Source organism: Variovorax sp. P1_G12 (assembly GCF_056405555.1).
Genome location: NZ_JBFUBW010000006.1, coordinates 238,091 through 252,903, shown reverse-complemented (window position 1 = coordinate 252,903; position 14,813 = coordinate 238,091). Strand labels below are relative to the sequence as shown.

Below are 14,813 nucleotides of genomic sequence, written 5' to 3'. Positions count from 1 at the left end.
CGTCTCAGCGGACGCCGGCGCCGGCGAGCGAGTCGGCAGTCCATTCGCGGTCGCTCAGCGCCTTCGTGTGGCGCAGGCCGCCGGTTTCGGCGATGTAGCCGGTCAGCGAGTAGATGCGCGAAGCGAAGTCGTAGTGGCCGAACATGTCGGTGTACGGCGCCGGCAGGTCGTAGCTGGGCGCCATGTAGGCGAATCCGGCGCGGTAGAGCTGGCCGCGGGCGTCATAGTTGTCCGAGGCCAGTGCCGCCCACGAATCCTCGTCGAGGTAGAAGGTGCGCTTGCTGTAGACATGGCGCTTCCCCTCGCGCAGGGTTGCTTCCACCACCCACACGCGGTGCAGCTCCCAGCGCACCAGGTCCGGGTTCAGGTGATTGGGCTTGAGCAGGTCGTCCTGCTTGGACTGGTACACCGCGCCGTAGGCGTTGTAGGGCACGATCATCTCCTTCTTGCCGACCAGCTTGAAATCGAAGCGGTCCATCGAGCCGTTGAAGATGAAGGTGTCGTCGAAGGTCGTGGCGCCGGCGGTGCCCGGGTTGGGCGTGTCGTGGGACAGGTCGGGGGCGACCTTGACGCGGCGCTGGCCGGGCAGGTAGCTCCAGGCACGGCGGTCCTTCTGGCCCATGTCCAGGGGATCGACGATCAGCAGGGCCTCGCCGGCGCGCCGCGCCGGTCCGGTGTAGGTGAGCTTGATGCGCCAGTAGGTGTCCGCGGTGGCCCTGGCCGTATCCCAGAAGGGGAAGTCCTGCACGCTCATCCCTTCGGTGGCCAGTGCCGGCCGTCCGCTGGCGTCGACGTTCAGGTTGCGGTACTTGGCCTCGTAGCTCTGGCCGTTGAACCGCACGAGGTGGTTCCACATGGCCTCGTAGCCATCCTTGGGAATCGGGAACGGGAATCCGGCATGGGCGCCGTCGATCGAGCGTCCTTCGTTGACCGTCCTGGCCTGCTGCGCGCCGGCTGCGGTGTTGTCGGTGACGAACTTCGGAAAGGCGACGGTGCGGTGCGTCGGATAGACGTCGACGCGGAAGCTCGGGTACTTCTGCAGCAGCGCCTTGGTGCCGTCGGTCAGGCGGTCGGCGTGCTCGGCCATGTTCTTGGCGTCGATCACCAGGCGCGGCTTTTCGCCGGCGAAGGGGTCCGGCCGGATGCCGTCGCCTGCCTTGTAGCCGCCGGGGGCGCTTTTCAGGCCGCCGGTGTAGGCGGGGATGGTGCCGTCCTTGTTGGCGGCCTTGTCCGCGCCGACGGGCGTGAGGGTGGTGCCGAGCGCCTTGGCCTCGTCGGCGGTGATCGCCGCCTGGGCGGCCAGGCCTGTCGATGCGGCAACGAAGCCGGCAAGGAGCGAGTGGGAGAGTTTCATGATCGGAGGATCCTCAGAAGGTGGTCTTGAAGGTGAGGCTCAGGAAACCGCGGTCCTTGAGCAGGGTGGTGAAGCCGTTCTGCGCGGTGACGGCGAATCCGTTGTCCTTGTAGTGGCCGACGTAGTCGATGTATTTCAGGTCGAAGCGGTATTTCTGGCGGACGTCGACACCCAGGCCGACGCTGTAGTTGCCGTTGCCCTGGTTGCCGCCGAAGACCGTCGGCGCGTTGCCGCTGAGACCCACGGCATAGGTGAGCGGTGCCGACAGGTCGATGCCGGGAAAGACCTGGAACCAGGTCGGCGTGAACGAGAAGCCGGCGCCGAAGTAGTTCTTGGTCGTGCAGCCGTCCCACTTGTCCTTGCCGATGCAGGGCGCGAAGCCCTCGGCGAAGAACAGGTTCTGGCCGCTGCGGACCTTGCCCCAGCTCGCCCAGACCAGCTCGGCGGCCCAGGAAGCGGTGTCGAAGAGGGCGGTCTTCGGCACGATGCCGACGGCGTTCACGAGGCCGTGGTAGGTGTCGCCGCGCGGGCCCTTGGTGTCGCCCTGCGCAGGCAGGCCGGGCGCGATGCCGAGCACCGTACTGTTCAGCGGCGTGTTGTGGCGCAAGGACAGCTCGGAGCCGAAGCTGATGCCGCCGATGTTCTTGGCCAGGCTGACGCCGTACAGGTCGACGTCGTCGGCGTAGATCAGGTTGTAGCGGCTGATGCCCGGCCCGACGCGCGTCAGGAAGGTCTGCGGCAGCTTGTCCGAGAACCTGCGGTAGTAGACGCCCATGGTGCCGTCGAGCCACTCGGGGCTCCAGCGGGTGGACAGGCCGCCCTCCTGGCCGCGCTGCTTGGGGTCCGACGGCGCGCCGCGCTGGGCGAAGCCCAATGCCGGCGAGAGGAACTGGCGGTCGGGTCCGTTGAAGGCGAAGTCCACGGGACCGAGGTAGGTGCCGCCTTCAGGGTAGCGGAAGGACTCCCACTCCAGCATGTACTGCGCGGCGACCGAGACGGTGTCGGTGAGTTGCGCCTGCATCGAGAGCTGGTTCAGCGGCCGGAACAATTCCTTCGCTTCCACGCCGGGCGTGGCAAAGCCCTTCTGGAGGTCCAGCGGGTTCTGGGCGTAGGCGATGCCGTTCAGGTTGCCGGCAAGGAACAGGGATTCGCCCCAGTACAGCGAATGGCTGCCCAGCTTGGCGTTCACGGGCACATCGCCGATGTCGACGCCACCGAAGACGAAGGCGTCGAGCCACTCGCCCGACGGACCGCGGTAGTAGCGGTCGGTGTAGGGGCTGTACTTCTTGTTGACGTAGCTGGGGATGTTCGTGAAGGGCGGGAACGGGTTGGTCTTGCTGTTCGGGCCGTAGGCATGGTCGTACCAGCCGGCCGCGCTCACGCGCGCGCCGTAGCGCTTCATGTAGGTCAGGTCCAGTTCGCTCAGGAGGTCCAGCCGGTTCGTGACGGTTTGGCCGTGGTTGAAGCTGTAGGTGCCTTCGTCCGCGATCACCGTGTTGCCGATCTTCTGGTCGCGGCTCTCGACGCGGTTCGCGTAGTTGTAGCGAACCGTGTTGTCCCACCGGATCGACACGTCAGGATTCCCGGTGTCGAATTCGAACGCGCTTGCGCCCCCCGGGGCGAGCGTGACGAGAAGGACCGCAGCGGTCGTGGCTGCGATTCGAAAGGACGAGCGGGCTTCAATGGATCCCGTCTTCAGTTTTGGGTGGTACACGTGTCTCCAGTGCGTGGTCAGTGGGGGGAGCCCCTGGCATGCGATGGGCCGGGGAACGGGCGGAATTTTGAAGTTCAGGACCGTGCGCACCCCCCTCCTTGGGGGAGGGGGGCGGGGGGTGGGAAAGCCTCAACCCCGCTGGGGAAGCTGTGGTTCCCGGGGGCCGGATCCGGCCTCCAGGGATGGCTGGGCATCGGCGTCGACGGGCCGGTATAAAGTCGGCCTCCGACCCGAGGCAAGGACTATCCATGGCAGTACGAACAAACGAATGGGCCGCCAAGGTGCTGATGCTGCTCAAGGGCGGCAACACCGACGCGGCGCTCGCGCAGATCAAGGTCGCGCCGAGCGTGAAGGACATCCTGGCGCTCAAGGCGGCGCTGGCGGGTGCCCGATTGCCAGGGCGCCGGCGCGACGTGGACGACACGATCCAGCAAAGCATCGATGCGCTGTCGGCGCCGCGCCTGCACCGCTCGCCCTGAGGCCCGAGGCAAAAAGGTGCCGCCAAGGCGGCCCGCGCCCACCGCCTGAAGGGCGGGATGCCCTGGTTCACACCGCGCGGGGCTGCGGCGCCAGGTCGATCCCCGCATCGCGTTCCCGGCGCCACGCACCGGGTGGCATGCCGACCAGGCGCTTGAAGGCCCGTGCGAACGCGGCCTCGGACTCGTAGCCGACGTCCAGCGCGATCGCGGCGACGGTGGCGCGGGTGTCAAGCAACTGCCGCGCCGCCGCCTGGACGCGCCACAGCGCCAGATAGTGGATCGGCGGCATGCCGATCAGGTGGACGAAGCGCTCGTGCAATGCCGAGCGCGAGAGACCGACGCTGCGTCCGAGCTCGTCGATGGTCCAGTCCTGCGCGGGCCGCTCGTGGATCAATGCCAGCGTCCGGCCGACATAGCGGTCGCGCAAGCCCGCCAGCCACCCCGCGCTGTGCGCAGGCAGGAGGTCGGCGTAACGCCGGACGGCATCCACGAACATCAGTTCGCTCATGCGGGCGAGCATCGCCTCGCCGCCCGGACGCCGTGCATGCGACTCGGCCACCGCCTGCTGGGTGAACTTCGGGATCCAGGCATCGCCCTCGGTGGCGCGCAAATGCATCAGGTGCGGCAGTGCAGCAATCAGCGGGTTGAAGGGCTGCAGGTCGCAACCGAGAAAGCCGCAGACGATGGTCGCGTCCGCATCCGGATCCGGCGGCGCCGAACGCATGAAGTTGCGGCCGTTGTAGGCAAGGCGCAGCGGCAACGGCTCGACTTGCGCGCCGGCGAACCAGCTGAAATCGCTGTCGCCGCGCATCCCGGGCGCGCTCGACACCACATGGGCATCGCCGTGCGGGAACATCACGACGTCGCCGGCGAAAAGCTGCACGGACGGCCCGCCGGGAATTCCGGCCCAGCAGCTGCCCTGCGCGACCGCGTGGTACTCCATCACATGGTCGACGCCATGCATCAGCAGGGGCGCGAGTTCCTTCGTCGACGGGGCCTCGGCGGCCCATTCGCTGTTGCCGCTGATGCTGAAGAACACCGCGCCGCGCAGGCGCACGCCGCGCAGCACGTCCGACAGCGTGTCCTGGCTCATCAGGGCCCGGGGGATGGCGCGCGAACAAAGGAGGACGCGCAATCAAGTGCCGAGGAGCCGCGGTCAAGCACCGGATGGCGCAAACAAAAAGAATGGGGCCACCCGTTGCGGCCGAGGCGCGGCGGCATGTCCCTCAATGCATTCATTTCAGGAGCACTCCATGCAATCTTTGACCTACCTTACGCTGGACAAGGACGTCCGGCAAGTCCGGCAGGCGGACGTCGACGCATTCGCCGCGCAGCTCAGCGCCGGCGTGCTCGGCATGGGCGACGCCGCGTACGACGAAGCACGCAAGGTCTGGAACGGGAGCGTCGATCGCCGCCCCGCGCTGATCGCCCGATGCCTCACGGAAAGCGATGTCCAGGCGGGTGTGCGCTTCGCGGCCGCGCACCGGATGCTGCTGAGCGTGCGCGGCGGCGGCCATCACATCGCGGGCAATGCGGTCGCCGAAGGCGGGCTCATGCTGGATCTCTCGGGCATGCGGGCGATCCAAGTCGACGTGGCGAAGCGCACCGCCCGGGTCGGCGCGGGCGCGTTGCTCGCCGACCTCGATCGCGAATCGCAAGCCCATGGCCTGGCGACGCCGCTGGGCATCAACTCGACCACCGGCGTCGCCGGCCTGACCCTCGGCGGAGGCTTCGGCTGGCTGACACGTCGCCATGGCATGACCGTCGACAACCTGCTGAGCGTCAATGTGGTGACCGCCGACGGCACCGCGCGCGTCGCCTCCGCCACTTCCGAGCCCGACCTGTTCTGGGCCCTGCGCGGCGGCGGCGGCAACTTCGGCGTCGTGACGTCGTTCGAGTTCCAGCTCCATCCGGTCGGGCCCGAGCTCTACGCCGGCCTGGTCGTGTATCCGTTCGCGCAGGCCCAAAAGGTTCTGCGCGCCTGGCGCGACTTCAACACCGGCTCGCCCGACGAACTGAGCGTCTGGGCGGTGCTTCGCAAGGCGCCGCCGCTTCCGTTCCTGCCGGCGTCGGCCCACGGCACCGAGGTGGTGATCTTCCCCCTCGTCCATTGTGGCGAGGTCGCGGCGGGCGAGCGGGCGGCCGCGCCGGTGCTGAAGTTCGGCGATCCGATCGGGACCGCGCTGGGGCCGACGCCCTACGCCGGATTCCAGTCCGCCTTCGATCCGCTGCTGACGGCCGGCAGCCGCAACTACTGGAAGTCGAACAACTTCAACCGGTTGACCGACGAGGCGCTCGACGTCGTGATCGCATCCGCCGGCCGCCTGCCGGGACCGGAGTGCGAGATCTTCATCGCGCAGCTCGGCGGTGCGATGGCGCGCGTGAAGCCGACGGCCACGGCCTTTGCCGGCCGCGATGCGAACTACATCATGAACGTGCATGGCCGTTGGTCCGACGCGGCCGACGACGAGCGGGTGCGCGCCTGGGCGCGCCAGGCCTTCGAGGAGGCCGCGCCGCACGCCACGGGAAGCGGCTACGTGAACTTCCTGACCGAGGATGAAGCCGAGCGCGTCGCAGCGAGCTATGGCGTGAACCACGAACGCCTTCAGGCCGTGAAGCAGCGCTTCGACCCGGACAACCTGTTCCGCATGAACCTGAACATCGCGCCGGCCACGAAGGTAGTCCCATGATCCGGGTCGACGACCGCGGGTGCCGGATCACCGGCGCCACAGCGTCCGCAGGGGTGGCGTACGAGCGAGCGCTCGCCGCATTCCAGAGCTGGCGCGGCGGCGTCGACGCGGAACTTGCCCTGGCGCTGCAGGCGTCGCCTGACTTCGTGATGGCGCACGCGCTGCAGGCCTACCTGCTGATCGGCAGCCGAGATCCGCGACGCGTGCAATCGGCGCGGCCGGTGCTCGCGCGCGCTGCCCGCCTGCCGGCCAACCGGCGCGAGCGGCTGCATCTTGCCGCGATCGCCGCGGTGCTCGACGACGACTACGAAGGCGCCAAGCAGAGGCTCGGCGAGCTGCTTCGCCTGGAGCCGCGGGATGCGCTGGCGCTGCAGGTGGCGCATATGTTCGACCACGTCACCGGCGAATCCGCGCGGATGGTCCATCGCGTGGCGGCGGTGCTGCCGGCCTGGTCGTGCGATATGCCGGGCTACCACGCCGTGCTGGCGATGCATGCCTTCGGGCTCGAGGAGTGCGGCGAATACGACCGCGCCGAGGAACTCGCGCACGCGGCGCTGGCCCTGAATCCGTTTGACGCACGGGCGCACCATGTGCTGGCGCATGTGTTCGAGATGACCGAGCGCCCCGACGCAGGCGTGCGCTGGATGAACGCGCACCTGGACGGCTGGGACGGGGATACCGTGGTGGCGACCCACTGCTGGTGGCACTTGTCGCTGTTCCGGCTGGCGCAGGGCCGGATCGACGAAGCGCTGTCGTCGTACGACCGGCGGGTCTGGGTCGATCCTTCGAACCCGATCGCCGAACTGATCGATGCCGCCGCGCTGCTGTGGCGGATCGAGCTCTGCGGCGGCGACACGGGCACGCGCTGGGCCAGGCTCGCGGCCGCCTGGGCCCCGCACATCGACGACGGCTTCTGCAGCTTCAACGACCTGCACGCCACGCTCGCATTCGTCGGCGCCCGCGACTGGGATCGGGCGCGGCGCCTCGAGCTGGGGTTGCTCAGGGCGCAGTCGTCGCCGACGCGCCACGGCGAAACGACGCGGCAGCTCGGGCTTTCCTCGTGCCGGGCGCTGATCGCGTTCGGACGCGGGGACCAAGCCATCGCGATCACGCTGCTGGCGAGCCTGCCGGCGTTGGCCCACCGGCTCGGCGGCAGCCATGCGCAGCGCGATGTGCTGAACCTGACCCTGCGGGAGGCCTTCGAGCGTCTCCAGGGTTGCAAGGAGCGACGGCATCGGAATGCCGCCACATTTGTTACTCCTCGCGTTCGATCTCCGGTGCCAAACTGTCTCACGGCCAACGACGAGCGATGCGAGAGCGATTGGAATCACGCTTCAGCCAGGAGGCCGGAATTTTGCCCACCTAGGAGATTTCAGCCATGACGACGTCAACCCAATCCATGCCCACACCCGCGGTCGTGTCGCCGCAGGCGTGGGAGGCGGCCCGCGAGCAGCTGCTCGTGAAGGAAAAGGCCCAGACCCGCGCCCGTGACGCCCTGGCTGCCGAACGCCGGCGAATGCCGTGGATGGCCGTGGAGGCGGCCTATGCCTTCGAGGGGTCTGCGGGCAAGGTCAGCCTGCTCGACCTGTTCGACGGTCGGCGGCAGTTGATCGTCTACCGCGCCTTCTTCGAGCCGGGGGTGTTCGGCTGGCCCGACCACGCCTGCCGGGGCTGCTCCATGGTGGCCGACCAGGTCGCCCACGTCGCCCACCTGAACGCCCGTGACACGACCCTTGTCTTCGTCTCGCGCGCACCTCAGGCGGACATCGCGCGGCTGAAGGCGCGGATGGGCTGGGAGATACCGTGGTTCACCCTCACCGACCGCTTCGACGCCGACTTCGGCGTGGACGAGTGGCACGGCACGAACGTGTTCTACCGCGAGGGCGACCGCGTGTTCCGCACCTACTTCATCAACAACCGCGGCGACGAGCAGATGGGGGGCACCTGGAACTACCTCGACATCACGCCGCTGGGCCGGCAGGAGGTCTGGGAAGACTCGCCCGAGGGCTATCCCCAGACGCCGACCTACAAGTGGTGGAACTGGCACGACAACTACGCCGCAGACGCAGTGCCCGACAAGCAGTGGGTCGAGGTGTCGGACGCCGGAGAGGCGGCGTTCCGGAAGGAGACATGAGCCGCCAGGCCGGAGGCAGCGCCAGCCGCTGGGCTGTTCAGCACAACAGGCTTCGCGCCAGCACGAGGTCTGACGAAGTCTCGTCGCCGGCCGCGATGAGATGCGGGCGTAGGAGCTGGTCGGCCTCCTCGACGCGTCCCATGCCGACCAGCAGTTGCGCCAGCGCGACGGCCGCGCGCACCTGCAAGGGCTTCACGTCCTGGGACCGGGCCACGGCAATGGCCGACAGATAGCTCTGACGGGCCTCCTCGGGCCGGCCCGCGGCCACCAGCACGCGCCCACGGGTCGTCAGCAGCTCGGACAGGCGCAGCCGGTCGCCGCCCGTCTCGATGCGCTGCGCGATGTCGTCGCACAGGGTGAGGCTCGCGGTGTGCAGCGACAGGTCGGACAGGCCTCGCGCCATGGCGGTCAGGAACACGGTGGTGACCATTTCGTAGCGGCTGACCCGCAGCGTTTCGACCGCGCGGCGGATGAGCTCCACGCCCTCGGCCGGGCGTCCCTCGATCACCATGATCTGCCCGCGCGTCGCGCTTGCGATGCTGAGATACGGCGTCAGCGAGTGGCGCCTGGCCACGGCCTCGACCGTGCCGGCCAGCTCCCGGATCTTCGGGACGTTGCCCTGGTAGACATGCACGGAGCCGGCCCAGATGAGGGCGATGCAGTAGGTGACCGCGTGGCCCGAGTCGCGCGCCTTCGCGATCGTTTCGTTCGCCACCGCGACCGCTTCGGCGTAGTGCCCCGTGAGCCACAGGCTGCGCGCTACGCCGCACATCGCGCGGATGTAGTAGTCGAAACCCAGCCGGGAGGTCGTGTCGGTCGACGAGCCCGCGCCGTAGCGTGCGACCCGCTGCCAGTGGCCCATGGCTTCCTGGACGTGGCCGACGAGATGCAGCGCCACGCCCATCAGCGAGTCGACGATCGCCCGGCACTCCGGGTCGTCCAGCGCGGACAGCAGCGACTCGGCCTTGCGCGCGGTCGTGAGCGCTTCGGTGAAGCGCCCGTCCCTGTGCAGCAGCAGGGCGTGGCCGTTGAGCAGATGCAGCGTGGTGCGTGGGTCCTTCAGGTCTTCGGACACCTGGATGCCGCGGCGAAAGGCCGTGTCGGCCTCGTCGCCGTCGCCGCCGATGAACATGAGCGACTGTCCCAGCGCGCCGCGCAGGCGAACCTCGGCGTGAGAGCCGACGACCTCCGGCGGCAGCCGGTCCAGCGCGGCCTGCGCCCAGCGCGCGCATTCCTTCAGCAGCGACAACTGGAGCAGCAACGGGCAGAACGAGGCGGCCAGCTCGACCGCCGCCGCCGGTTGCGCTTCGTCGCGGAAGTCGAACGCCATCGCGGCGCTCAGGTTCGGCAGCTCCAGCCGGACCGTGTCGAGTGCCTCCTTGGTGAGCGCCTGAGCGGCCTGCTGCGTGGCCCAGCGGCCGTAGAAATGCGAGAAGCGCTCGACCAGGGCCTGGGCTTCGCCGCTCGCTTCGAGCCGCTTCCAGCCGTACGACTTCGTCGTGTCCGGCATCCCGTAGCGCAGAGCCGCCCCGCCCGCATCGACATTGACGAGCGACTTCGAGACCAGCCCGGCCAGCAGCTCGACACCCTCTGACGGTTCGCGGTCGAAGCAGCAGACTTCCAACGCCGCATCGAGCGCGAAGCTGCCGGCAAATACCGAGAGTCGGCGCAGCAGGCGCTTCTCATCTTCGGCGAGAAGGTGAAAGCTCCAGTCGAGCGTCGCCCCGAGGGTCTGGTGGCGCGGCACGGCCGTGCGCCGCCCGTGCCACATGAGCTTGGCGCTGGCGTCGAAATGCGAAGTGATGGCCTGCAGGCCCAGCGCCTCGATGCGGCCCGCGGCCAGCTCGATCGCGAGGGCGATGCCGTCCAGTTCGCGGCACAGCTGCGAGGCCAGCAGCGCGTCGCTGTCCTTGAGCTCGAAGCCCGCGCCGCTGGCGGCCGCGCGTTCCACGAACAGCTGGACCGCGGGGTAGGCCAGCGCCGCCGCGGCGCTCGCGCCTTCGCCCGGCGGGGGAAAGGCCAGCGGCGGCAGCCGGTAGACGAACTCGCCCTCGACACGCAGCGCCTCGCGGCTGGTGGCGAGGATGTGAACGAAGGGGCAGTGGCGGAACAGCCATTCGGTCAGCTCCGCGGCGGCCGCGATGACGTGCTCGCAGCAGTCCAGCACGACCAGCGACTTGCGTTCGGCCAGATGGGCGGCGATGAGCGGCAGTTCGTCCTGGCCGTTCTGCAGGCCGATCGCATGGGCCACGGCGGCGCGGATGGAGCCCATGGCATGGACCTGGGCGAGGTCCACGAAGTGCACGTCGCGCTCGAAGTGCTCGGCCGCCGCCTGGATCGAGGCGATGGCGACTGTCGTCTTGCCGATGCCGCCCGCGCCGACCACCGAGACCAGGCGTCGTTTCAGCAGGTTGGCCACGATGGCGTCGATGTCGCCGTCCCGTCCCACGATCACCGAGCCGAGTGCGGGCAGTGCCGAGCCGAGAGGGGGTGTGGGCGCGCGGACCTCGGCCCCTGTGCTCAGGCGCTCCACGGCGGCGACGAAGGTGTAGCCCTTGTTGGCCGTGTTCACGACGTAGCGCGTGCCCGCCACGCCGTCGCCCAGCGCCTTGCGCACCGCATGCATGTGAAAGCGCAGGCTGCCTTCGTCCACCACCACGTCGCGCCACACCCGTGCGAGCAGGTCCTTCTTGCTGACGACGGCGCCCGCGTGCTCGACCAGCACCACGAGCAGGTCGAGGGCCCGGCCGCCGAGCCGGACCGGCACGCCGTCCCGCAGCAGGAGGCGTTCGTCGGGCGACAGGGAGAACGGCCCGAAGGTGGCTTGCCACCGGGCGGCGGGCGGGGCGGCAGGGCGATTCACGATGGAAGATCAGGCGTGGACCAGGCGGCAAATTCTAAGGCGAGGCTGGCTCCTCATGGGACCTTCCGGATGTCCGCTCCCTCGTCGTCGTCCCGGACCATGAGCAACTGGAGGCGGACGATCCTTGCGTCCTTGATGGTGAAGTAGATGTCCACGATGACAGGCTGCGACATGCCCGCCACCGCGAAGTCGCCACGCAGCTCCGCGGCGAGGATCACGACGTCGTAGTGCTGGCGCACATTCACCGCCTCGATATGGACCCGCTCGCCGATGATCTCGCGCTCGAGCCATTCGCAGATGGCGTTGATCCCCCAGAAGTTGCGCAGCTGATCGTTCACCTGCGCGTCCGGGGCGAACAGGCCGATCACGGCCCGCAGATCGCCGTCGTTGACGGCGGCGATGAAGTCGTTGACGACGCGGTTCGCGTCCGGCGGAAGTTCCGGCGTGCCGGAGTCGGAAGGAGTGTCCATGGTTCGATCTGCAAGGCCTTCGCGCCATCTTGCGCGATCGCGGGGGCGTTGCGCGTTAGATCTTGTTAGGGCCGCGCATGGCGCGGTGTGAGGGCGGGCCGGGAGACCACCCCCAAGGAGGTAGCCGCGAAGAGAGGCGCCATCGCGCCGTCCGGCGCCGACGATGCATGCAGGCCAGCGCCACCGTTCCCCGGCGGCGGGCCCAACCCCCTCAACTCTGGAGTTCGTCATCATGAAACTGAAGACCCGTGCATTGCTCGCTCCCCTGTTCGCCGCCCCGCTCGTGCTGGGCATCATGGCCGCCAGCCCGGCCGCGCAGGCCGCCACCGACCGCATCAACAACGTGGTGCTGGTCCATGGCGGCTTCGTCGACGGGGCGGGCTGGGAGCCCGTCTACAAGCTGCTCAAGGCCAAGGGCTTCAACGTCAGCATCGTGCAGAACCCGACGATCTCCTTCGCCGGGGACGTGGCCGCCACGAAGGCCGTGCTGGACGCCCAGGAGGGCCCGGTCGTCCTCGTCGGCCACTCCTATGGCGGCGCGGTGATCACCGAAGCCGGCAACGATCCCAAGGTTTCCCGCCTGGTCTACATCGCCGCGTTCGCGCCGGACAAGGGCGAGTCCGTCAAGACGCTGACCTCGAATCCCGTGCCGGGCGCTCCCGTGCCGCCGATCCTGCCGCCGGTCAACGGCTTCCTGATGCTGGACAAGGTGAAGTTCGCGAGTTCCTTCGCCGGCGACCTGCCGGCCGACCGGGCGGCGTTCCTTGCCAACGCACAGGTGCCCTGGGGTGTCGAGGCGTTGACGGGCGAGATCACGGAGCCCGCGTGGAAGGGCAAGCCCAGCTGGTACCTGGTGGCGACCGACGACAAGATGATCCCGCCGCCTGCGCAACGCCTCATGTCCAAGCGCGCAGGCGCCACCGTGGTCGAGTCGCGCGGCAGCCATGCCGTGTACGAATCGAAGCCGTCGGCCGTGGCGTCGATCATCGAGAAGGCGGCGCTGGCCAAGCCGCAGCCGCAGTAAGGCGGGGGCAGGGGCCCGCGTACCGGGCTTCGCGGGATGGGTCCCGGGGAGTCCGGTGCCAACAACATCTAACTGGACCGACGGGCGCCATGTGCCGAGCATCTCCACCAGAGCGGCGAAGTCGCCGATCGAGAAGGAGATGCCATGTGGAATCGCACCTTTGAACCGGTGAACGTTCTGGTCTGGCTGGCCGAGCCGCTGCTGCGGGCCGGCGTGCGCGCGACGCTCTTTGGCGCCGGGATGGCCTGGATGGCCGAGAGCCTGGCGGCGGTGGCGGACCCCGGCGTTCACGTGGTCGTGACGGACTGGTCGTCCGGGCTGCGGCTGGCGCAGCGCGGCGCGGAGCCCGGGCTCCCGTCGCTGAAGGCCGATTCGAAGATCCTGGTGATCGCCCCGCGCGCGCGCGAGTGCGCCGCCGCTTCGGCGCTGCGCGCCGGTGTCGACGGCCTGGTGCTCTCCAGCTGCACGCCCGACGAGCTGGTCCTGGCGGTCCGGTCGCTCGCCCAGGGCGCGACGTACGTGTGCCCCGAGGTCGCGCACCGCATGACCGCAGGCCTCGCGGGCGAGCAGCTCACCTCGCGCGAGGACCAGGTGCTGCGGCTGCTGGCGCGCGGCCAGTGCAACAAGACCATCGCGCGTCAGCTCGGCATTGCCGTCGGGACCGTGAAGACGCATGTCAAGGGCGTCCTCGCCAAGCTCGGCGCGTCGTCGCGAACGGAGGCGGCGAGCATCGCGGCGGAAAAGGGGATGGTGGAGATCCCCGAGTTCCGCAGCCGGCGCGCCGCGTGGCCGCCAGGCGTCGCTGCGGCGGTGCGGCTACCGGCATGAGAAGCTGGCCGCGCTGGCGACGGCCCGGCGGCGAGCGGCGCGGCAATCAGCCGCACTTCGCGGGCGCCGACAACGAGCGAGGCCTTCATGTCGCCACCCAGCATCTGCTGGAAATCCCCCGCTGAGCACCCTTCGCATTTCAGCCGGTTCGCATGGTCTGTGACGGCAATTCACCGAACAATGTCTTGTACCGTGCCGCGAAGTGACTCAGATGGTTGAATCCTCTGTCCTCGGCCGCCTGCGCGATGCTGAGGTCCACCGCACGTGTCGACATCAATTGCCGACGTACGGCGTTCAGCCTGACGCACCGCAGATAGTGCACTGGCGTTGAATCGGCGACTTGCCTGAAGCTGTCCTGCAACGTGCGCCGGCTCGTACGAAGGCGCAGGCACAGTTCCTCGACGCTCGGTGGTGAATTCCCGCCAGCTTCCACCATCCGATGGCACTGCGAGACGATGAAACCGGCCGATGCGCTCCCGGCCAACTGCCGCGCATCGGCGGCGCTGTTGAAAAGCTCGCAAAGCGCATCGAACACGACGCTGGACACCGGTTGATCCTCGACCGCTTCCGATTCGAATGGATGAGCGGTCGATGTCTCATCGAACAACGAGAGAAGGCCGTGCCGCAATTGCTGCATCGCGCCGCCGGGGGCTCGCAGCACGGGGCGGGACAGGAGGCTCAGAGCGCCGGGTGCCCACGGCCGTTCGTCCAGCAAGCGACGAAAGTCGTCGAGTTCGAACGTCACCGCCATCAACTCCATCCCTTCGGGCCTTTGCAGCGTGAACTCGTCGCCGCTGCGAAGAACGAAGATGCTGTCCGCGTGAATTTCGTGCCCCTGCATCCGGGACGTTCCGGCGAGCTTCCCCAGCGGGACCGCAAAGCAGATCTTGCCGTTGGGCAGACAGCCCTGTTGAATCACCCGTTCACTCAACCATTTGCGAAAGACATGAATGCTGTCCGTCGTCACTTCGGCGAGCGAACTTCGCATGGTCCCCGGCGATAGCTGCAGATAACGTTGGTTCCACTCCGGCGCCGAAGCGCCATGCACGTGGAAGTCGTCGAATACGTCCAGTTTGAGCGTCATGGGGGTGTTTCGTGGCGGCGAGGCATAGCCTTGACAGGGAGCGCGCGTCGGTTTGCCGATTTGGGCTAACGGTGCAGGGCGCCCCCGCTCCATAGTTCGTGGACCGCACTGCATGCAGGTCAGGCCGGGCAAATTTTCTGCTCGCTTGCCGGTGCACTCGCGGGTGAGGAATC

General features: G+C 68.5%; 11 protein-coding genes and 1 pseudogene. 6 read left to right on the top strand and 6 right to left on the bottom strand.

Annotated elements, in window-relative coordinates:
• Positions 1-4: 4 nt before the first annotated feature.
• Positions 5-1,354 carry a DUF1329 domain-containing protein gene (locus AC1D2O_RS09580; RefSeq protein ID WP_478091901.1) on the bottom strand — a complete coding sequence of 450 codons (1,350 nt, stop codon included), beginning with the start codon at positions 1,352-1,354 and terminating at the stop codon, positions 5-7.
• Positions 1,355-1,367: 13 nt separating this feature from the next.
• Positions 1,368-3,014, bottom strand: a complete 1,647-nt coding sequence (locus tag AC1D2O_RS09575; protein ID WP_478156821.1) for a DUF1302 domain-containing protein — start codon at positions 3,012-3,014, stop codon at positions 1,368-1,370.
• Positions 3,015-3,316: 302 nt separating this feature from the next.
• Here AC1D2O_RS09575 and AC1D2O_RS09570 point away from each other — a divergent pair, with 302 nt between their 5' ends.
• Positions 3,317-3,547: a hypothetical protein gene (locus AC1D2O_RS09570; protein WP_478091903.1), complete on the top strand. Its 231-nt coding sequence runs from the start codon at positions 3,317-3,319 to the stop codon at positions 3,545-3,547.
• 67 nt (positions 3,548-3,614) lie between these two features.
• On the opposite strand, the gene AC1D2O_RS09565 is transcribed toward AC1D2O_RS09570, so the two are convergent.
• Positions 3,615-4,640 carry an AraC family transcriptional regulator gene (locus AC1D2O_RS09565; protein WP_478091905.1) on the bottom strand — a complete coding sequence of 342 codons (1,026 nt, stop codon included), beginning with the start codon at positions 4,638-4,640 and terminating at the stop codon, positions 3,615-3,617.
• Between the two features lie 160 nt (positions 4,641-4,800).
• On the opposite strand from AC1D2O_RS09565, the gene AC1D2O_RS09560 reads away from it, so the two are divergent.
• The 3 genes from AC1D2O_RS09560 to AC1D2O_RS09550 are packed head-to-tail and all read left to right on the top strand — an operon-like array spanning position 4,801 to position 8,371.
• Entirely contained in the window at positions 4,801-6,237 is a 1,437-nt protein-coding gene (locus AC1D2O_RS09560) for an FAD-binding oxidoreductase (protein ID WP_478156808.1), read from the top strand.
• Positions 6,234-7,619, top strand: a complete 1,386-nt coding sequence (locus AC1D2O_RS09555) for a tetratricopeptide repeat protein (RefSeq protein WP_478094278.1) — start codon at positions 6,234-6,236, stop codon at positions 7,617-7,619. Before AC1D2O_RS09560 ends, AC1D2O_RS09555 begins: the two co-directional genes overlap by 4 nt.
• Positions 7,616-8,371, top strand: a complete 756-nt coding sequence (locus AC1D2O_RS09550; protein ID WP_478094276.1) for a DUF899 domain-containing protein — start codon at positions 7,616-7,618, stop codon at positions 8,369-8,371. Before AC1D2O_RS09555 ends, AC1D2O_RS09550 begins: the two co-directional genes overlap by 4 nt.
• 37 nt (positions 8,372-8,408) lie before the next feature.
• Here the strand turns inward: AC1D2O_RS09550 and AC1D2O_RS09545 are convergent, their stop codons facing one another.
• Positions 8,409-11,234 carry an ATP-binding protein gene (locus tag AC1D2O_RS09545; RefSeq protein WP_478156806.1) on the bottom strand — a complete coding sequence of 942 codons (2,826 nt, stop codon included), beginning with the start codon at positions 11,232-11,234 and terminating at the stop codon, positions 8,409-8,411.
• A gap of 53 nt (positions 11,235-11,287) precedes the next feature.
• Positions 11,288-11,704: a nuclear transport factor 2 family protein gene (locus AC1D2O_RS09540; protein ID WP_478090015.1), complete on the bottom strand. Its 417-nt coding sequence runs from the start codon at positions 11,702-11,704 to the stop codon at positions 11,288-11,290.
• A gap of 232 nt (positions 11,705-11,936) precedes the next feature.
• Here AC1D2O_RS09540 and AC1D2O_RS09535 point away from each other — a divergent pair, with 232 nt between their 5' ends.
• Positions 11,937-12,728 carry an alpha/beta fold hydrolase gene (locus AC1D2O_RS09535; RefSeq protein WP_478090016.1) on the top strand — a complete coding sequence of 264 codons (792 nt, stop codon included), beginning with the start codon at positions 11,937-11,939 and terminating at the stop codon, positions 12,726-12,728.
• A gap of 144 nt (positions 12,729-12,872) precedes the next feature.
• On the top strand, positions 12,873-13,556 hold the full coding sequence (locus AC1D2O_RS09530) for a LuxR C-terminal-related transcriptional regulator (RefSeq protein WP_478156805.1): 684 nt from the start codon (positions 12,873-12,875) through the stop codon (positions 13,554-13,556).
• A 160-nt stretch (positions 13,557-13,716) separates the two neighbouring features.
• Here the strand turns inward: AC1D2O_RS09530 and AC1D2O_RS09525 are convergent.
• A pseudogene (locus tag AC1D2O_RS09525) lies at positions 13,717-13,992 on the bottom strand (helix-turn-helix domain-containing protein); the annotation flags it as partial.
• Positions 13,993-14,813: the final 821 nt, after the last annotated feature.